This is a genomic window from Streptococcus dysgalactiae subsp. dysgalactiae, assembly GCF_900459225.1.
Taxonomy (GTDB): domain Bacteria; phylum Bacillota; class Bacilli; order Lactobacillales; family Streptococcaceae; genus Streptococcus; species Streptococcus dysgalactiae.
Genome location: NZ_UHFH01000003.1, coordinates 2,107,192 through 2,125,705, shown reverse-complemented (window position 1 = coordinate 2,125,705; position 18,514 = coordinate 2,107,192). Strand labels below are relative to the sequence as shown.

Here is an 18,514-nt window from a genome sequence, read left to right as displayed (position 1 = left end):
AACTGAATCCTTTTTTTGATGTCATTAGTGAATCTCAGAATCAACTTGAACGGTTCCTTTTGTCACGTGAAAAATACGGATACCTTCTGGCAATTGTGACAGGTGATCCAAACTTGTTGTTGTGATAAAGGTTTGGACATTTTCTTTAATTACTGTTTCAAGTAACTTTGTTTGTCGTGTATTGTCTAGCTCGCTCATGACATCATCTAATAAAAGAATGGGATTATCTCCAGTCAAGACTTTCATTAAACTAACTTCAGCCATTTTTAAAGAAAGAATAAGGCTGCGGTGCTGACCTTGACTAGCAAAGTTAGCATTCATACCGTTAATGTAAAAGGCCAAGTCATCGCGATGTGGGCCAACACTAGTGTTTTTACGGAAGAAATCTTTTTGATGATTTTTTTCAAGTTGGTGTAAAAATTGTTGGTAAATATTAGTTTTTTTATCAAAGACAACTGACGACTGATAGGAGAGGGAGAGATTTTCTAAACCATTTGAGATGGCTTGGTGATGGGTATTCGCTTCTTTTTCCAAAGTATTGATAAAATTAATACGATGTTCCATGACACGGGTTCCATAGCTAGCTAATTGCTCATCTAGAACAGCTAGAAAAGCGGCATCAATTTGTTGGGCACTTTTTAAATAGCTATTACGCTGTTTAAGCACGTGGTTATAATGGGATAACTCAGATAAGTAAACAGGCTTAATTTGACCAAGGTCAATGTCGATAAATTTTCGGCGAAGGCTAGGTGCTCCCTTAACTAGTTGCAAATCTTCTGGTGCAAAAAGCACAACCATCATCGTTCCGATATAATCAGATAATTTTGCTTGCTTTAGCGCATTAATCTTTGTCACACGTCCTTTATCTGATAGATTGATTTCTAAATCAACAGTACCACTAATGCGCTGAATCTTACCAGTAAGGGAAACAGTTGAGTGATCAAAATGAATCAATTCTTTGTCAGCCCTCGTCCGATGACTTCTAGTAAGTGATAGAAAATAGATTGCCTCGAGAAAATTGGTTTTTCCTTGAGCATTATTACCGATAAAGACATTTAAACCCGACGAAAATGAGGTAAGCAGGTGGTCATAATTACGATAATGTTTTAACTCTAACTCTTTAATCCACATACTAGATACCTGGGAAGCGGACAGGTGCAGTTGATTTGCCTTTAGTTTTCTTAGTTGCTCTTAGTGATTGTTTGGTAGTAGATTGACGATTTTTATGTTTAGAAGAAGTCTTTTTGTTGGTTTGATTCATTTGTTTCACTAGGGCCGCTAAACGTGTCTTTTCAGCCATTTCTTCGGCAAATTGTTCTTTTTCTTCTTGATTAGGCTCAACAATAGTGATAATTAAGTCTTGGTCAGGTAGAGAAATCTTATCCCCTACTCTGATTTTTTTGCCTCGACGTTTTTCATCTTCACCATTAAATAGAACGGTTGTTTCAGCGAGAAATCCCTTGATAGCGCCGCCACTTTGGATAATTCTTAATTCTTTAAGCAGGGCTTTTAGGGTGATAAATTCTGTAAATAATTTGTATATCATTGTTATCTCCATTTTTTCATTCAAGTCATTATAGCATAAAACAGGAATAAATAATAATAGCTGAATAAGCTTAATAAGAGCTATTTGATTATTCCAAAGTAAGACGTTATTTGATATAATATAATCTGTATTTTTAAGAATAAAGTGTGGTTGAAACTTTTTAGAGGTATATTACTGGCCTTATTTTGCAGTAAATCAGAGGAGCAAGTCAATTGCTTCTTTTTTTGTTTAATCGTAAGGAATTTAAAAAGTTATCACTCACCTAACCTGAATAAAAATGGTATAATCGTAAGGATCATACTATTTATTAAGGAAACATTATGAAAATTGTTCAGGGAGTACAACTTCATCTGATTAAGACCAAACGGTTTAAAACCAATCATATTACCTTTCGTTTTTCAGGTGATTTGAACCAAAAAACAGTAGCAAAAAGAGTCTTAGTGGCACAGATGTTAGCAACAGCTAATGACCGCTACCCAACAGCTAAATTGTTTAGAGAAAAATTGGCAGAACTTTACGGAGCCAACTTGTCAACGAATGTGTCAACTAAAGGCTTGGTTCACATTGTTGATATTGATATTAACTTTGTTCAAGATCGATATGCTTTTCAAGGGGAAAAAGTTTTAGATGAAATGATTCAATTTTTAAAGGAAATATTGTTTTCACCTTTATTATCAATCGCTCAATACCAACCTAAGATTTTTGATATTGAAAAGTCTAACTTGATTAATTATGTTGAATCGGATAAAGAAGACTCATTTTATTATAGTTCTCTTAGAACCAAAGAATTATTTTACCTTAACAAAGAACTACAAGTATCTAAATATGGTACTGAAGAACTCATCACTAAAGAAACTGCCTATACCAGCTATCAAGAATTTCATAAGATGCTCAATGAAGATCAGATTGATATTTTTGTCTTAGGAGATTTTGACGATTATCGTGTTGTTCAATTGTTACATCAGTTTCCTTTTGATGCTCGTAAGAAAAAATTGGATTTCTTCTATTTACAGGATGCTGTTAATATTATCAAGGAATCCATTGAAAAAAAGGATATTAATCAGTCCATCCTCCAGCTGGCTTATCACTTTCCTTTGGTTTTTGGACAAAGGGAATATTACGCCTTAGTTGTTTTGAATGGTCTATTAGGCTCATTTGCTCATTCTCGTTTCTTCACAAAAATCAGAGAAGAAGAGGGATTGGCTTACAGTATTGGTTGTCGATTTGATGTTTACACTGGCTTGTTTGATATTTACGCAGGTATTGACAGTCAAACTAGAACAAAAACCTTACAATTAATTGTCAAGGAGTTAAATGATATTAAGATGGGACGATTTTCAGGGCAACTAGTGAAAAAGACTAAACTAATGCTTATTAATAATGCCCTCTTATCTGAGGATTACAGTAAAAACATGATTGAGATGACTTATATGGCTTCCTATATTGATCCTTCTTATTCGATTAAGCATTGGATTGATGAGATTGACAAGGTTAGTAAAATAGATATCATTAAAGTTGCCAATCTATTAAAACTCCAGACAGTTTACTTCTTGGAAGGAAAATAAGATGACAAAACTAGTAAAGATAGATTACCCTAATATTGACGAGACACTTTACTATGGTAGATTAGAAAATGGGTTAACAGTTTATTTTATAAAGAAAACAGGATATTCGGAAAAGACGGCTATGTTGACAGTTGACTTTGGTTCTCTTGACAATAGATTGACAGTAGATGGCAAGTCTACTATTGTTCCAGAAGGGATTGCTCATTTTCTAGAGCATAAACTTTTCGAAGATAATACAGGGGAGGACATTTCTCTAGCATTCACTCAGCTGGGTGCAGATACGAACGCTTTCACCACATTCGATAAGACAAGTTACTTGTTTTCAACTGCTAAGGCATTTTCAGAAGGTCTCAAGTTACTTCAGAGTTTTGTCCTTTCTGCTCACTTTACAGATGAATCCATCAACAGAGAAAAGAAAATTATAGAGCAAGAAATTGACATGTATCAGGACGATCCTGATTACCGTGCCTATAGCGGGATTTTGCAAAATTTATTTCCTAATACTAGCCTAGCTAATGATATTGCAGGAACAAAAGAATCAATTCAAAATATCACAAAAGCTTTGTTGGATGCACACCACTCCTATTTTTATCACCCTTCTAATATGAGTTTATTAGTGATTGGTGATATTGATGTTGACGAAATCTTTTCAGATATCCAAACTTTTCAAAAAGCGCTACCTTTTTCTGAAAAAAAAATGGTGATCGTAGAACAATTGCACCATTATCCAGTCATGCCTTCATCATCTATCGATATGGATGTAGCAACTGCTAAGTTAGTTGTTGGCTTCCGAGGTCATCTCGTTTTAGATAACTATTCTCTATTAACTTACCGTGTGGCCTTAAAATTATTATTGGCCATGCTTCTAGGATGGACTTCTAAAACTTACCATGAATGGTACGAAGAAGGAAAAATAGATGATTCCTTTGATATAGAAATTGAGATTCAAGATGATTTTCAATTTATTTTAATATCGTTGGATACCACTGAACCAATTGCTATGTCAAATCACATTCGCCGTTGTTTAACAGACATTAGGCAATTACAAGAGTTGACGGACAAACATCTAACTCTTTTGAAACAAGAAATGTATGGCGACTTTATTCAAAGTATAGACTCTATTGATCATCTTACGAGTCAATTTAACCTTTATTTGTCTGATAAGGAAACCTATTTTGATCTTCCAAGAATTATAGAGACTATATCCTTGAAAGATATTCTTGTTATTGGGAAAGCCTTTTTTGAAGGAGCAGATGTTTCCGATTTTACTGTCTTTCCAAAATAATTCAAAATCTGCTATAATGGAGTTATTATAATATTTTTGAGGTACCCGTATGAGTGAAAAAAGTCTTGGTGAGGTTTTAAGAGAATCGCGTGTTGGCAAAAATATCACATTAGATGATATTGAATCCAAAACAGGGATTTCTTCCCATTACTTATTGGCAATGGAATTAGATCAATTTAAAATTATTCCAGAAGAGAAATTTGACCAGTATTTAAAAGACTATGCCGATATTGTGGAATTAGATTTCATTACTTTAAAACGACGCTATCATTATCAAGTGAATGCTAAAAAAAAGAGTGATACGAAATCAGTAACAGAAATTGTCGAAGAAAAACTAAGTCAGAAGCGATTGCGAGAAAAAATGGCAACTGGTGGAATGCCTTACCCTCATTACACCTCGACGCCACCTAAAAAAACTCAGGAGACGTTGGTTATTCCTGTCAAAACAGTCGGTGTGGACTCTAAAACCCTTGTAAAGGCTGCTATACCAGCTGCTAGTCAGTTTAAAAATGATGATCGTTTGGTGCCTAAAAAGGCAAATGTCTCACGTTCAAGACGCTATGACAATGGTGATCGCTCTAAAAAATCAATAGTACCCGCTTTTATCTTAGGTTTAGTTGCTCTAGCGATTATCGGGGTTATCTTTTTTGGTGTCTGGAAACAATTTGAAAAAGGTCAGCGTGCTAAAGAAGCTGAAATGACTTTACTTGAGGCTTCTAAAAAATCGAAAGCAGCTTCAAAAGAAAGTTCAAGTGAACCTCAAACTCAAATCACAACTGAAGGCGCAGATAACTACTTGGTAGCAACAGTTACCAAATCGAAAGAAACAGTTGATATCACTGTTTCTTTAACAGATGCAGAAAGTAGTTGGATTTCCTTGACTAATTCTGAAATTGGAGAGAGTGGCACTACACTAACGCAAGAATCTCCGACTTATACGACAACTTTACCTGCTGATGTAACAGAGTCTTTATTGACACTGGGTATCACAAAGGGTGTGTCTGTAACCGTTGACGGACAACCGCTTGACTTATCTGCTTTAACAAGTACTGATTTAAGTTATATTACATTTAAAATTCAATAATTAAGGTACGAAAATGACAAAAAAAGAAAATATTCCCAATTTATTAACCCTTATTCGAATTGTAATGATTCCCCTCTTTCTCCTGGTTACCTCTTTTTCTAATGAACTCAGCTGGCATGTATTTGCAGCTATTATCTTTGCAGCAGCTAGCTTAACTGACTATTTAGATGGGTATCTTGCACGTAAGTGGCATGTTGTTACTAATTTTGGGAAATTTGCTGATCCTCTAGCAGATAAAATGCTTGTGATGAGTGCTTTTATCATGTTAGTTGGACTGGGTCTGGCGCCTGCTTGGGTATCAGCCATTATCATCTGTCGAGAATTGGCTGTGACTGGGCTTCGTTTATTACTTGTTGAAACAGGTGGAGAAGTTTTGGCAGCTGCTATGCCAGGAAAGATAAAAACAACAACTCAAATGTTGTCTATCATTTTCTTGCTTTGTCACTGGACATTATTAGGAAATGTCTTTCTCTATGTTGCTCTTTTCTTTACCATTTATTCTGGTTATGATTACTTCAAAGGAGCAAGTTTTCTCTTCAAGGATACCTTTAAATAATCATGTCAAATATTATTGAACTCAAACAGGTTACATTTCATTACCATCCAAATCAGGAAAAACCAACCTTAAATCAGGTTTCGTTTTATGTGAAACAAGGTGAGTGGTTGTCTATTATTGGTCATAATGGATCAGGAAAATCGACGACTGTTCGTCTCATTGATGGTTTATTAGAAGCTGATTCAGGGGATATTTTTGTAGATGGTGAATTGCTAACAGAAGAAAACGTTTGGGATATTCGTCATAAAATCGGTATGGTATTCCAAAATCCTGACAATCAATTTGTAGGAGCTACAGTTGAAGATGATGTTGCTTTTGGGCTTGAGAACAAAGGAATTACCCATCAAGAGATGAAAGAGCGTGTCAACCAGGCTTTACAACTCGTAGGTATGCAAGATTTTAAAGATAGGGAGCCTTCTCGCTTATCTGGTGGGCAAAAACAACGGGTTGCTATTGCAGGAGCTGTTGCTATGAGGCCGAAAATCATTATTTTAGATGAAGCTACTAGTATGCTTGATCCAAAAGGACGTTTAGAATTGATTGGGACTATTCAGTCGATTCGTGAAGATTACCAGATAACAGTGATTTCCATTACCCATGATTTAGATGAAGTTGCTCTGAGTGATCGCGTCTTAGTGATGAAAGATGGACAAGTGGAGTCAGCCTCAACGCCAGAACAATTGTTTGTAAGAGGCGATGACCTTCTCCAGTTGGGCCTTGATATTCCCTTCACCGCTTCTGTTGTACAGATGCTTAAAGAGGAAGGTTACCCAATTGAAGCTTCTTATTTCACAGAAAAGGAATTAGAAAACCAATTATGTCAATTAATTTCCAAAGTGTAAGTTATACTTATCAAGTAGGGACCCCTTTTGAAGGGCGTGCCCTTTTTGACATTGATTTAACTATTTTAGACGGATCTTATACAGCCTTTATTGGCCATACTGGTTCTGGCAAATCAACGATTATGCAGTTGTTGAATGGATTACATACTCCGACTAAAGGAATTGTTAGGATTGGCAAGCAGGAGATTACAAATCAGTCTAAAAACAAAGATATCAAATCTGTTCGTAAGCAAGTAGGTCTTGTGTTTCAGTTTCCAGAAAGCCAGTTATTTGAAGAAACTGTCTTAAAAGATGTTGCTTTTGGACCTCAAAATTTTGGGGTTTCTCAGGAAGAGGCAGAAGCTTTAGCGCGTGAGAAACTGGCACTTGTAGGCATTTCAGAAAATCTTTTTGATAAAAATCCTTTTGAATTATCAGGAGGTCAAATGCGACGTGTGGCTATTGCTGGTATTTTAGCTATGCAGCCGGACGTTTTAGTTTTGGATGAGCCAACAGCAGGCCTAGATCCAAAAGGTCGAAAGGAATTGATGACCTTATTTAAAAAGCTCCATCAACTAGGAATGACCATTGTCTTGGTAACTCATCTGATGGACGATGTGGCAAACTATGCTGATTTTGTGTATGTTTTGGAAGAGGGAAAAATAATTTTGTCAGGAGAACCAAAGTCTGTTTTTCAACGGGTTCATTTCTTAGAGGAAAAACAACTGGGTGTTCCTAAAGTGACTAAATTCGCTCAAGGACTTGTTGATCGAGGAATGGCTCTTTCTTCTTTACCTATTACCTTAGAAGAGCTTAGGGAGGTGCTTAGACATGGATAAATTGATTCTGGGACGTTATATTCCAGGAAACTCCCTTATTCATCGTCTGGATCCTAGAAGTAAATTGTTAGCAATGATAATTTACATTATTATTATTTTTTGGGCGAATAATGTGGTGACCAATCTATTGATGTTGGGTTTTACCTTAGGTGTTGTTTTCTTATCGAAAATCAAGTTATCATTCTTTTTGAATGGGGTTAAACCAATGATTGGAATTATCCTTTTTACGACTCTATTTCAGATGTTCTTCGCCCAAGGTGGCTCACCTATTTTTCGTCTGGGTATTATTACTATCACTGATTTAGGGCTCAGTCAAGCGATTTTAATTTTTATGCGCTTTGTTTTAATTATTTTCTTTTCAACGTTACTTACCCTAACAACAACCCCCTTGAGTTTATCGGATGCCGTTGAGTCCTTGTTAAAACCTTTAACTAGGTTCAAGGTTCCAGCTCATGAAATTGGGTTGATGCTGTCCTTGAGTTTGCGTTTTGTGCCAACTCTCATGGATGATACTACCCGTATTATGAATGCGCAGAAGGCTCGAGGTGTGGATTTCGGTGAAGGAAACTTGGTTCAAAAAGTGAAATCCATTATCCCTGTTTTAATTCCTTTATTTGCTTCTAGTTTTAAAAGAGCAGATGCCCTGGCTATTGCTATGGAGGCCAGAGGTTATCAAGGAGGAGAGGGTCGTACTAAATACCGTCAGCTAGATTGGCAACTAAAAGATAGTTTAGCAGTGAGCTCAGTTTTAATCTTAGGTATCCTGCTCTTTTTCTTGAAAAATCCTTTATAAGTGTTCAAAAGCATTCAAATAAATAAGAAAGCTCTTCCATTTCTGTTTGAAGATTGGGAGAGCCTTTTCATACCTATAACTTCTTGTAATATCAATACTGCTGTAATAATTTTAATATATCTTCAATGGCAAGGTAATAATTAAAGGCTATTATGGATAACGGAGAAAAGTGAGGTATTTATTGAATGTTTAAAAAAGAAAATTTAAAACAACGTTATTTTAGTTTTGGGGTTATCGCAGTTGCTATTGCGATGTTAGCAGTTATTTTTGCATTTTCAAGCAAAAATGTTGATACAGATTCTTACGCTAAGAAATCTGAGCCTAAGGTTATCAAAAAAGTAAAAAAAGCTAAACAACCTAGTCAAGAAGCTGTTAAAGAAGAGCCAAAAGAGGAATCTGCTGAGGCAACTTCAGAACCAGCTCCAGCAGCTTACAGCTCAGGTGGTGTTGTTCTTTCTAACGGAAATACTGCTGGTGTGGTTGGTAGTCAAGCAGCAGCTCAGATGGCAGCTGCAACTGGTGTCCCACAATCAACATGGGAACACATTATTGCGCGTGAATCTAATGGTAATCCAAGTGCTGCGAATGCTTCAGGCGCATCAGGTTTATTCCAAACGATGCCAGGTTGGGGATCAACAGCAACTGTTCAAGATCAAGTGAATTCCGCTTTGAATGCTTACCGTGCACAAGGCTTATCAGCTTGGGGATATTAAGCTCATTAAAAATAACAATCAAAAATGGCTGTCAGCAAGTTTGACAGTCATTTTTGATTGTTTCAGCTTAAGGTTGACAGATTTTGGAGAAGAGTGTAAATATCGAGAGGTTGTTTGACAGTGTAATTAGCTTTACTCAATTGTAACTCTTCTTGACTGCCAAAACCCCTAGTCACGCCGATTTATGGTCACGGATAGAAGTAGGACCAAAGGCTCCTGTAAAGTAATCGGCAATACCGAGGTTGGCTAACATTTGGATAGCCATCGGTTAATGTTTACTAGTGGTTACATATAGGTCAAAGCCTTCCTGTACTAACGTTCTTAAAAGTGTCTCGATATTATCGTAGACAGATACTTGATAGCCCCCAGATTCTTTGTAGAATGCTCTGAAATATAAAATAGCTTGTTCAACTTGGTCCTTATTTTTAAAACAGGCTCTAAAAGTTGTTTCTAAAGGAGAGCCAATGTAAGTTGATAATAAGCTAGCATTTGGGACGATGTGATTCATTTGTTTAAAAGTATATTGAAAGGCATTTAATATACCAGGACTTAAGTCAACCAAAGTCCCCTCCCAAAATCAGTAGACGTTATTCACCAAAAATTTCTTTACTATAACGACGACCTGTTGGGGTTGCTGCTAGTCCTCCTTCAGCCGTTTCACGGAAAGCAGTTGGCATAGCAGAACCTACCTGATACATTGCATCAATCACCTCGTCTACCGGGATTTGGGATTCAATGTCAGCTAAAGCCATATCAGCTGCAACGAGGGCAAAGCTTGCTCCCAAAGCATTTCGCTTCACACAAGGAACCTCTACTAAGCCAGCAACAGGATCACAAATAAGCCCCAATAGGTTTTTGATAACAAAAGCAATCGCTTGACTGGCTTGACGAGCGGTACCACCTGATGCTTTGACGAGTGCAGCAGCACTCATAGCAGATGCTGATCCCACCTCTGCTTGACATCCTCCTTCAGCTCCAGAAATAGAGGCATTGTTTCCGATAACAAGACCAAACGCACCAGCTGTAAAGAGGAACTCTAATTGTTCTTTTTCAGATAAGTTAAGCTTATCAATGGCTGTGGAAAGGACAGCTGGCAGACAACCAGCACTACCAGCAGTGGGGGTTGCACAAACAAGCCCCATCTTAGCATTTAGTTCATTGACAGCCATGGCATTTCTAACAGCAGTGAGCACGGTGGTATCAGCCAGTGTCTTCCCTTCTTGGATGTAGTGTTCCATTTTGAGGGCATCACCACCTGTTAGCCCGCTGATTGATTTGGTAGGCGTCAACCCTTTTTGAACGGACTCTTTCATAATTTCTAAATTGCGAGACATGATTGTAATGATGTCTTCTCGACTTCGTCCGGTCATCTCAATTTCTGTGGTAATCATTAACTCCGCTACATTGCCACCAAATTCTTGATCAGCTTGTTTGACAAGTTCTTCAATAGTGTAAAACATAACTTTCCTCTCTAGTCAAAGAAGTTGACATTGTGGATATTAGGAATTTTAGCAATCGACTTGATAGTTTCCTGACATTCTCTACAATCAACTTCAATAATCATGATTGCTTTTTCTCCAGCTGATTCACGAGTAACATTCATTGTAGCAATATTGATATTATGAGAAGATAAGATATCTGTGACTTTTGCAATCATGCCAGGAATATCTTGGTGGACAGTAATAATGGTAGGAGTATTCATAGATAATGAGACAGAGAAACCATTTAATTCTGTAACTTGGATATTTCCTCCTCCAATGGAAACACCAGTAACACTCATGCTTTTATCAGCTTTTTTAACACTGATTTTAACCGTATTGGGATGGGGGGCATTACTATCTTTTAAAATATCCCAATAAATTTTAATGCCTTTTTGGTGGGCAATTTCAAGGGAACACTTGATGTCAGGGTTATCAGTGTCCATTCCCATAATTCCAGCAACCAGAGCTTTATCAGTTCCATGTCCTTTATAAGTTTTTGCAAATGAATTATAGAGATGGAAAGTAACCTCATCGGGAAGTTCTCCAAATATGGAATGGACAATCTTGCCAATTCTAACTGCACCAGCAGTGTGGCTACTTGAAGGGCCAATCATTACTGGTCCAATAATATCAAAAACTGATTGAAATTTTTGTGCATTCATAGGCAACTCCATTTTTTATTTTTACATTCATTATAACAGAAAATAAAAAATACTTTTATAGTTGTAAAAAATACTTTATTGATAAAAAGATTGGTGTTCTAACTAATTACTGATATAATAGTTTAAGCATCTAAAATGCTTCAAAATCGACCTTCAAATCGACTTTTGAAAACGACGACCTTCAATCGTCTACTGTTGATAATGAAGAATAATTGTTTCTAATTCTAATGTAACGATTTTCTTCATATCTTTAAATTGATGGGAGAATTTTTATGACAGATAACTCAAACACACGTGTTGTTGTTGGTATGAGTGGTGGTGTTGATTCATCTGTGACAGCTTTGCTTTTAAAGGAGCAGGGGTACGATGTCATCGGTGTTTTTATGAAAAACTGGGATGATACAGATGAATTTGGTGTATGTACAGCAACTGAAGATTACAAAGATGTAGCAGCAGTTGCCGATCAGATTGGCATTCCTTACTACTCAGTTAATTTTGAAAAAGAATATTGGGATAGAGTCTTTGAGTATTTTCTAGCTGAGTACCGAGCAGGTAGAACTCCAAATCCTGATGTTATGTGTAACAAGGAAATCAAGTTTAAAGCCTTTCTTGACTACGCGATGACACTCGGGGCAGATTATGTGGCAACGGGACACTACGCTCAAGTAAAGCGAGACGAAGATGGTGTAGTTCACATGTTACGTGGTGCTGATAATGGTAAGGATCAAACTTACTTCTTAAGTCAATTATCTCAAAAACAATTGCAAAAAACTTTGTTCCCTTTAGGACATTTACAAAAACCAGAAGTGAGGCAAATTGCTGAGCGGGCGGGGCTTGCAACAGCTAAGAAGAAAGATTCAACTGGCATTTGTTTTATCGGAGAAAAGAATTTTAAAACCTTTTTAAGTCAGTATTTACCTGCTCAAAAAGGACAGATGATGACTGTTGATGGGCGTGACATGGGAGAACATGCTGGTCTCATGTATTACACTATTGGTCAACGTGGGGGTCTTGGAATTGGCGGTCAACATGGAGGAGACAATCAACCGTGGTTTGTGGTCGGTAAAGATTTGTCACAAAACATTTTATATGTTGGCCAAGGTTTTTATCATGAGTCACTGATGTCAACTAGTCTTGATGCCTCTATTGTTCACTTTACACGTGAGGTGCCAGAAGAGTTTACATTAAAATGTACCGCTAAATTCCGCTATCGTCAACCCGATTCCAAGGTTACTGTTCATGTTAAAGGAGACAAGGCAGAAGTTGTTTTTGCAGAGCCACAGCGTGCTATTACTCCCGGTCAAGCTGTTGTTTTCTATGACGGCGAAGAATGTCTTGGTGGTGGTATGATTGATATGGCCTATAGAGATAGACAACCTTGTCAATACATTTAAAAATGAAGTCATAAATTAAGAGGCGTTAGAAATGGTTTCAAAATTTATATTGACCTTTATGGCTTTTTTTGCCATTATGAACCCCTTATCCAATTTACCAGCTTACATTGCCTTGGTAGCAGATGATGACCAGATTATTTCTAAAAGGATAGCTCGTAAAAGTTTAACGATTGTATTTGTTATTATAGCTATAATTGTGATGACAGGACATGCTCTGTTTACTTTATTTGGTATCACGATAGCTGCTTTAAGAATAGCAGGTGGTATTTTAGTGGCTCTAACAGGCTACCATATGATTAATGGTGTTCATTCACCAGATGCGAAACATGTGGGAAACGAGTTAGTAGCAGATCCAACGGCTGTTGCTGTGTCTCCCCTAGCTATGCCACTATTTGCAGGTCCGGGTACCATAGCTACAGCTATCACTTTATCTCAAGGAGGCTGGGAACATCGTCTCATAACCTTGACAGCTTTTTTGCTTCTTTGTTTACTGACTTACCTACTTTTGCTAAGCGCCAAAGATATTGCTCGTTTTTTAGGTCAAAATATTATGGCTATTATCACCCGGTTGACGGGGCTTATCCTGACAACTATAGGTATGCAAATGTTAATTATGGGTATTCAAGGAGCTTTTAAGTAACTTGACAAATTGTTGACAAAATTGTTAAGTAACTTGACAAAGGTGTCAATAAGTAACTAACGTGTAGAATTGACAATTCCCAAGGAATTTTTTAAAATAGATAGTAACAATAGCAATGATGGTCAAAGCTCATGAATATTGTAGGTTTTTTGTCCTGCAATTTTCTAGGGTTTTGGCTCTTTTTATGGTTTGGTTCGAGAAATGAGGTGACGAATGGGAATGGATTTTAGAACGACTAGAGGTCAGACAACCTTTAGTTTAAGAGCTAGTGCTTTGATGATTAGAGAGGATAAGATTTTTTTAACCAGAGATGCAACTGGCAAATATTACACCATTGGTGGTGCAAGCCTAGTAGGTGAAAAAACACGTGAGACTGTTTTACGTGAAACCTTAGAAGAAGTCGGAATCTCTGTCGAAGTGAATCAATTAGCTTTTGTTGTTGAGAATCGATTTTATAGTGCCGATGTTTTTTGGCATAATATTGAATTTCATTATCTTGTTCATCCTTTAGAAGAGCCTAAACTTGAGATGATAGAAAATACCAAGAAACAGATGTGTGAATGGGTTCCAATTAGTCAGCTGGATCAAATTAATCTCGTTCCTGAGTTTTTACAAACCGAGTTGGCTAAATGGCCAGGACATATTGTCCACATTGAAGGCTAAACGGAAGCGTATGATTTAAAATTAATAGACTGAAATAAAGGATTTAAAAAAATGACACATGAATTTACAGAAAGCTATGACGTCATTGTCATAGGTGCAGGTCATGCTGGTGTTGAAGCGAGTTTGGCCACTAGTCGTATGGGTTGTAAAACTTTATTGGCAACAATCAACCTTGATATGTTGGCTTTTATGCCGTGTAATCCTTCTATTGGAGGATCTGCTAAAGGGATAGTAGTACGAGAAATCGATGCTCTTGGCGGCGAAATGGGTAAAAATATTGATAAAACCTATATCCAGATGAAAATGCTTAATACAGGTAAGGGACCAGCTGTACGCGCTCTGCGAGCTCAAGCAGATAAATCCCTGTATGCGCGTGAGATGAAACATACCGTTGAAAAACAGGCTAATTTGACTCTTCGCCAAACGATGATTGATGATATTCTAGTGGAAGATGGTCGAGTGGTAGGTGTTTTAACAGCAACAGGACAAAAATTTGCGGCTAAAGCTGTTGTAGTGACAACAGGAACAGCCCTCCGTGGGGAAATTATTTTAGGAGAGCTCAAATATTCCTCTGGTCCTAATAATAGTTTGGCCTCAGTAACCTTAGCAGATAATTTAAAAAAACTCGGCTTAGAAATTGGCAGATTTAAAACAGGTACTCCTCCTCGTGTCAAAGCATCTTCTATTGATTACGATCAAACGGAAATTCAGCCAGGTGATGACAAACCTAATCATTTTTCATTTATGTCAAAAGATGCTGATTATCTCAAAGATCAAATTCCATGCTGGTTGACTTATACGAATCAAATCAGTCATGATATCATTAATCAGAACCTTTACAGAGCACCGATGTTTTCTGGTATCGTTAAAGGTGTTGGCCCTCGTTATTGCCCATCCATTGAAGATAAGATTGTTCGCTTTTCAGATAAAGAACGTCATCAACTTTTCCTAGAGCCAGAAGGATGTGATACAGAGGAAGTGTATGTTCAAGGTCTGTCAACGAGTCTTCCAGAAGATGTTCAAAAAGAATTGATTCATTCTATCAAGGGACTTGAAAAGGCTGAAATGATGCGAACTGGTTATGCTATTGAATATGATATTGTTTTACCTCATCAGCTACGTGCCACGCTTGAAACTAAATTAATTTCAGGGCTCTTTACGGCTGGGCAAACCAATGGAACTTCTGGGTACGAAGAGGCTGCTGGTCAAGGGATTATTGCTGGTATCAATGCTGCTCTTAAAGTTCAAGGTAAGCCAGAGCTTATTTTGAAACGGAGCGATGCTTATATTGGCGTTATGATTGATGATTTGGTTACCAAAGGAACCTTGGAACCTTATCGATTGTTGACATCGCGAGCTGAGTATCGTTTGATTTTACGTCATGATAACGCTGATATGCGGTTGACAGAAATTGGTCGCGACATTGGGTTGGTTGATGATGACCGTTGGAATGCTTTTGAAATTAAGAAAAACCAATTTGATAACGAATTAAAACGGTTAGACAGTATCAAGTTAAAACCGATTAAAGAAACCAATGACCGCGTTCAAGATCTAGGCTTCAAACCGTTAACCGATGCGATGACTGCTAAAGAATTCATGCGTCGTCCAGAAATTGATTACGCTACGGTGGTTTCTTTTGTTGGGTCTGCGGCAGAAGATTTAGATGCTAAAATCATTGAACTTTTGGAAACAGAAATCAAGTACGAAGGCTACATTCGTAAGGCTTTAGATCAAGTTGCTAAGATGAAGCGGATGGAAGAAAAAAGAATTCCTGCTAATATTGATTGGGATGCTATTGATTCCATTGCAACGGAAGCGCGTCAAAAATTTAAAAAGATTAATCCTGAAACGATTGGTCAAGCTAGCCGTATTTCGGGCGTTAACCCTGCTGATATTAGCATTTTAATGATCTATTTAGAAGGAAATGGTAAGGCGCGTCGTAAATCCTAGTCCAGACATGAAATTGTAACCTCAAACCAACTGACAGCTCTGTATTTCAGGGCTGTTTTATGATATAATAAGGGCTTAAGAGGTTAGAGGATGAAAAGATTTCGTTTTGAAACCATTCATTTAATTATGATGGGCTTGATTTTATTTGGATTGCTAGCGCTTTGCGTTAGAATTATGCAGTCGAAAATGCTGATCCTATCAGCCATTTTTCTTGTATTACTATTTGTTGTTGCACTTCTTTGGTACCAAAAAGAGGTATACGAATTATCAGATTTAGATCACATTGAATTATTAAATGAGCAGACAGAAGATAATCTCAAAACACTTTTAGATAAAATGCCTGTTGGTGTTGTTCAGTTTGATCAAGTAACTAATGCCGTTGAGTGGTATAATCCTTATGCCGAGTTAATTTTTACGACAGAAGATGGTCTTTTACAGAATCATTTAATTCAACAAATACTCACTGAAAAGCGTCGAGGAGACATTTCGCAGACATTTGAAGTTTCTGGTAATAAGTACACGTCCTATATTGACGTCGCGTCGGGAATTTTTTACTTTTTTGATAGTTTTGTAGGTAATAGACAGTCCGCTGATGCTAGCATGTTAAGACCTGTTGTCGGTATTATCTCTGTTGATAATTACGATGATCTCACAGATGATTTATCTGATGCGGACACCTCCAAGATTAATTCGTTTGTAGCGAATTTTATTGACGAATTTATGGAGTCAAAACAGATTTTTTATCGTCGTGTCAATATGGACCGTTATTATTTCTTTACGGATTTTAAGACCCTAAAAGAATTAATGGATGATAAATTTTCTGTTTTAGAAGAATTTCGCAAAGAAGCTCAGGAAGCACAGCGCCCCTTGACCCTTAGTATAGGTATCTCATTTGGCGAAGAAAAACATAGCCAAATTGGACAAGTGGCTCTTGAAAACCTTAATATTGCGCTTGTTCGAGGAGGGGATCAGATTGTCATTCGTGAAAATGCGGATCACACCAATCCTATTTACTTTGGTGGCGGTTCTGTATCAACGATTAAACGCTCTAGGACACGTACCCGGGCGATGATGACAGCTATCTCAGATCGTATTAAGATGGTGGACAATGTCTTTATTGTCGGGCATAGAAAACTCGATATGGATGCCTTAGGTTCTGCTGTTGGGATGCAGTTTTTTGCAAGCAATATTATTGAAAATAGTTTCGCGGTGTATAATCCGGATGAAATGAGTTCAGATATTGAGAGAGCTATCGAACGTCTTCAGGCTGACGGCAAAACTCGTCTCATTAGCATTTCGCAAGCCATGGGCTTGGTAACTCCAAGATCTCTTTTGGTAATGGTTGATCACTCTAAAATTTCACTGACCCTGTCTAAAGAATTTTATGAGCACTTCGAAGATGTTATCGTTGTCGACCACCATAGAAGGGATGATGATTTCCCAGATAATGCTATTCTAACCTTTATCGAAAGTGGGGCAAGTAGCGCAGCCGAATTGGTGACAGAACTCATTCAATTTCAAAATGCCAAAAAACGGTTAAATAAAATTCAAGCCAGTGTTTTAATGGCTGGTATTATGCTTGATACTAAAAACTTTTCGACACGTGTCACAAGTCGAACTTTTGATGTCGCTAGTTATTTAAGAAGCAAAGGGAGTGATAGCGTTGAAATTCAAACTATCTCAGCAACAGATTTTGATGAGTATAAACAAGTCAATGAAATTATCCTCCAAGGCCAGCGTCTAGGTGACAGTATTATTGTGGCAGCAGGTGAAAATGGGAAACTTTACAGTAATGTTATTGCTAGTAAAGCGGCGGACACCATATTGTCAATGGCACATGTTGAAGCTAGCTTTGTGTTAGTAGAAACAGAATCACACAAGATTGCCATTTCAGCTAGAAGTCGCAGTAAAATTAATGTTCAGCGTGTGATGGAAAAATTAGGAGGTGGGGGTCACTTTAATTTGGCTGCTTGTCAATTGCCAGACATTAGCCTTCCCCAAGCTAAAGCGTTATTATTAGAAACTATTGATAGTACAATGAAAGAGACAGGAGAGGTGGAATCATGAAAGTTATTTTCTTAGCAGATGTTAAAGGAAAAGGAAAAAAAGGGGAAATCAAAGAGGTCCCAACAGGCTATGCTCAAAATTTCCTTATTAAGAAAAATTTAGCTAAAGAAGCAACTCGTCAAAGCATCGGTGAATTAAAAGGAAAACAAAAAGCCGAAGAAAAAGCTCAAGCTGAAATTTTAGCAGAAGCTCAAGCAGTTAAGGCTATTTTGGATGAAGACAAGACACGTGTTCAATTTCAAGAAAAAGTTGGCCCAGATGGACGTACATTTGGTTCCATCACAGCTAAAAAGATTTCAGAAGAATTGCAAAAGCAATTTGGGGTAAAAGTTGATAAACGTCATATTATTTTAGATCATCCTATCCGTGCCATTGGTTTGGTTGAAGTTCCTGTGAAATTACATAAGGAAGTAACAGCTGAGATTAAATTGGCTATCACAGAAGCATAAGAGACA

General features: G+C 37.3%; 19 protein-coding genes. 14 read left to right on the top strand and 5 right to left on the bottom strand.

What is annotated here, in order from left to right:
- Nucleotides 1-24 precede the first annotated feature (24 nt).
- Both recF and yaaA read right to left on the bottom strand, forming a co-directional pair.
- Nucleotides 25-1,131 carry a DNA replication/repair protein RecF gene (gene recF / locus DYD17_RS10770; RefSeq protein ID WP_003053196.1) on the bottom strand — a complete coding sequence of 369 codons (1,107 nt, stop codon included), beginning with the start codon at nt 1,129-1,131 and terminating at the stop codon, nt 25-27.
- A gap of 1 nt (nt 1,132) precedes the next feature.
- A complete protein-coding gene (yaaA, locus tag DYD17_RS10765) occupies nt 1,133-1,546 on the bottom strand; it encodes a S4 domain-containing protein YaaA (RefSeq protein ID WP_115253224.1) in 414 nt (137 codons plus the stop codon).
- Nucleotides 1,547-1,866: 320 nt separating this feature from the next.
- On the opposite strand from yaaA, the gene yfmF reads away from it, so the two are divergent.
- The 8 genes from yfmF (at nt 1,867) to DYD17_RS10725 (ending at nt 9,202) form a co-directional block, all read left to right on the top strand.
- Nucleotides 1,867-3,111 (top strand): EF-P 5-aminopentanol modification-associated protein YfmF, encoded by a 1,245-nt coding sequence (gene yfmF, locus DYD17_RS10760; protein WP_115276479.1) that lies wholly within the window; start codon nt 1,867-1,869, stop codon nt 3,109-3,111.
- Between the two features lies 1 nt (nt 3,112).
- The gene (gene yfmH, locus DYD17_RS10755) at nt 3,113-4,396 is read left to right on the top strand and encodes an EF-P 5-aminopentanol modification-associated protein YfmH (protein ID WP_115253223.1); all 1,284 of its coding nucleotides are present in this window, start codon (nt 3,113-3,115) and stop codon (nt 4,394-4,396) included.
- Nucleotides 4,397-4,445: 49 nt separating this feature from the next.
- Nucleotides 4,446-5,480 carry a helix-turn-helix domain-containing protein gene (locus tag DYD17_RS10750; protein ID WP_115253222.1) on the top strand — a complete coding sequence of 345 codons (1,035 nt, stop codon included), beginning with the start codon at nt 4,446-4,448 and terminating at the stop codon, nt 5,478-5,480.
- Between the two features lie 13 nt (nt 5,481-5,493).
- Nucleotides 5,494-6,036 (top strand): CDP-diacylglycerol--glycerol-3-phosphate 3-phosphatidyltransferase, encoded by a 543-nt coding sequence (gene pgsA, locus DYD17_RS10745; RefSeq protein WP_003053186.1) that lies wholly within the window; start codon nt 5,494-5,496, stop codon nt 6,034-6,036.
- 2 nt (nt 6,037-6,038) lie between these two features.
- The gene (locus DYD17_RS10740) at nt 6,039-6,878 is read left to right on the top strand and encodes an energy-coupling factor ABC transporter ATP-binding protein (protein ID WP_003053185.1); all 840 of its coding nucleotides are present in this window, start codon (nt 6,039-6,041) and stop codon (nt 6,876-6,878) included.
- Complete coding sequence (locus DYD17_RS10735; protein WP_003053181.1) at nt 6,854-7,696, top strand: energy-coupling factor ABC transporter ATP-binding protein; 843 nt, start codon at nt 6,854-6,856, stop codon at nt 7,694-7,696. Before DYD17_RS10740 ends, DYD17_RS10735 begins: the two co-directional genes overlap by 25 nt.
- Complete coding sequence (locus DYD17_RS10730) at nt 7,689-8,489, top strand: energy-coupling factor transporter transmembrane component T family protein (RefSeq protein ID WP_003053178.1); 801 nt, start codon at nt 7,689-7,691, stop codon at nt 8,487-8,489. Before DYD17_RS10735 ends, DYD17_RS10730 begins: the two co-directional genes overlap by 8 nt.
- 185 nt (nt 8,490-8,674) lie before the next feature.
- Nucleotides 8,675-9,202 (top strand): transglycosylase SLT domain-containing protein, encoded by a 528-nt coding sequence (locus DYD17_RS10725; protein WP_115276478.1) that lies wholly within the window; start codon nt 8,675-8,677, stop codon nt 9,200-9,202.
- A 268-nt stretch (nt 9,203-9,470) separates the two neighbouring features.
- Here DYD17_RS10725 and DYD17_RS11315 read toward each other — a convergent pair whose 3' ends face one another.
- From DYD17_RS11315 to sdaAB, 3 genes are read right to left on the bottom strand one after another with little or no spacing between them, the layout of a single operon-like run.
- On the bottom strand, nt 9,471-9,764 hold the full coding sequence (locus tag DYD17_RS11315) for an HAD hydrolase-like protein (protein ID WP_003053175.1): 294 nt from the start codon (nt 9,762-9,764) through the stop codon (nt 9,471-9,473).
- Nucleotides 9,765-9,789: 25 nt separating this feature from the next.
- Nucleotides 9,790-10,662 (bottom strand): L-serine ammonia-lyase, iron-sulfur-dependent, subunit alpha, encoded by an 873-nt coding sequence (sdaAA, locus tag DYD17_RS10715; protein ID WP_115253221.1) that lies wholly within the window; start codon nt 10,660-10,662, stop codon nt 9,790-9,792.
- A gap of 11 nt (nt 10,663-10,673) precedes the next feature.
- Entirely contained in the window at nt 10,674-11,345 is a 672-nt protein-coding gene (gene sdaAB, locus DYD17_RS10710; RefSeq protein ID WP_003053171.1) for an L-serine ammonia-lyase, iron-sulfur-dependent subunit beta, read from the bottom strand.
- Nucleotides 11,346-11,617: 272 nt separating this feature from the next.
- Between sdaAB and mnmA the strand changes: the two genes are divergently transcribed.
- The 6 genes from mnmA (at nt 11,618) to rplI (ending at nt 18,508) form a co-directional block, all read left to right on the top strand.
- Nucleotides 11,618-12,739: a tRNA 2-thiouridine(34) synthase MnmA gene (gene mnmA / locus DYD17_RS10705; protein ID WP_115276477.1), complete on the top strand. Its 1,122-nt coding sequence runs from the start codon at nt 11,618-11,620 to the stop codon at nt 12,737-12,739.
- 31 nt (nt 12,740-12,770) lie between these two features.
- Entirely contained in the window at nt 12,771-13,379 is a 609-nt protein-coding gene (locus tag DYD17_RS10700; RefSeq protein WP_003053167.1) for a MarC family protein, read from the top strand.
- Between the two features lie 213 nt (nt 13,380-13,592).
- Entirely contained in the window at nt 13,593-14,042 is a 450-nt protein-coding gene (locus tag DYD17_RS10695) for an NUDIX hydrolase (RefSeq protein WP_037585046.1), read from the top strand.
- 51 nt (nt 14,043-14,093) lie between these two features.
- A complete protein-coding gene (gene mnmG, locus DYD17_RS10690; protein WP_115276476.1) occupies nt 14,094-15,992 on the top strand; it encodes a tRNA uridine-5-carboxymethylaminomethyl(34) synthesis enzyme MnmG in 1,899 nt (632 codons plus the stop codon).
- A gap of 90 nt (nt 15,993-16,082) precedes the next feature.
- Nucleotides 16,083-18,059 carry a DHH family phosphoesterase gene (locus tag DYD17_RS10685; protein ID WP_003053161.1) on the top strand — a complete coding sequence of 659 codons (1,977 nt, stop codon included), beginning with the start codon at nt 16,083-16,085 and terminating at the stop codon, nt 18,057-18,059.
- The gene (gene rplI / locus DYD17_RS10680) at nt 18,056-18,508 is read left to right on the top strand and encodes a 50S ribosomal protein L9 (protein WP_003053159.1); all 453 of its coding nucleotides are present in this window, start codon (nt 18,056-18,058) and stop codon (nt 18,506-18,508) included. Before DYD17_RS10685 ends, rplI begins: the two co-directional genes overlap by 4 nt.
- The last annotated feature ends 6 nt before the right edge of the window (nt 18,509-18,514 follow it).

Coding starts and splice junctions, on each gene's coding strand:
- recF (WP_003053196.1), bottom strand. CDS start 1,131: ATGTGGATTAAAGAGTTAGAGTTAAAACATTATCGTAATTATGACCAC.
- yaaA (WP_115253224.1), bottom strand. CDS start 1,546: ATGATATACAAATTATTTACAGAATTTATCACCCTAAAAGCCCTGCTT.
- yfmF (WP_115276479.1), top strand. CDS start 1,867: ATGAAAATTGTTCAGGGAGTACAACTTCATCTGATTAAGACCAAACGG.
- yfmH (WP_115253223.1), top strand. CDS start 3,113: ATGACAAAACTAGTAAAGATAGATTACCCTAATATTGACGAGACACTT.
- DYD17_RS10750 (WP_115253222.1), top strand. CDS start 4,446: ATGAGTGAAAAAAGTCTTGGTGAGGTTTTAAGAGAATCGCGTGTTGGC.
- pgsA (WP_003053186.1), top strand. CDS start 5,494: ATGACAAAAAAAGAAAATATTCCCAATTTATTAACCCTTATTCGAATT.
- DYD17_RS10740 (WP_003053185.1), top strand. CDS start 6,039: ATGTCAAATATTATTGAACTCAAACAGGTTACATTTCATTACCATCCA.
- DYD17_RS10735 (WP_003053181.1), top strand. CDS start 6,854: ATGTCAATTAATTTCCAAAGTGTAAGTTATACTTATCAAGTAGGGACC.
- DYD17_RS10730 (WP_003053178.1), top strand. CDS start 7,689: ATGGATAAATTGATTCTGGGACGTTATATTCCAGGAAACTCCCTTATT.
- DYD17_RS10725 (WP_115276478.1), top strand. CDS start 8,675: ATGTTTAAAAAAGAAAATTTAAAACAACGTTATTTTAGTTTTGGGGTT.
- sdaAA (WP_115253221.1), bottom strand. CDS start 10,662: ATGTTTTACACTATTGAAGAACTTGTCAAACAAGCTGATCAAGAATTT.
- sdaAB (WP_003053171.1), bottom strand. CDS start 11,345: ATGAATGCACAAAAATTTCAATCAGTTTTTGATATTATTGGACCAGTA.
- mnmA (WP_115276477.1), top strand. CDS start 11,618: ATGACAGATAACTCAAACACACGTGTTGTTGTTGGTATGAGTGGTGGT.
- DYD17_RS10700 (WP_003053167.1), top strand. CDS start 12,771: ATGGTTTCAAAATTTATATTGACCTTTATGGCTTTTTTTGCCATTATG.
- DYD17_RS10695 (WP_037585046.1), top strand. CDS start 13,593: ATGGGAATGGATTTTAGAACGACTAGAGGTCAGACAACCTTTAGTTTA.
- mnmG (WP_115276476.1), top strand. CDS start 14,094: ATGACACATGAATTTACAGAAAGCTATGACGTCATTGTCATAGGTGCA.
- DYD17_RS10685 (WP_003053161.1), top strand. CDS start 16,083: ATGAAAAGATTTCGTTTTGAAACCATTCATTTAATTATGATGGGCTTG.
- rplI (WP_003053159.1), top strand. CDS start 18,056: ATGAAAGTTATTTTCTTAGCAGATGTTAAAGGAAAAGGAAAAAAAGGG.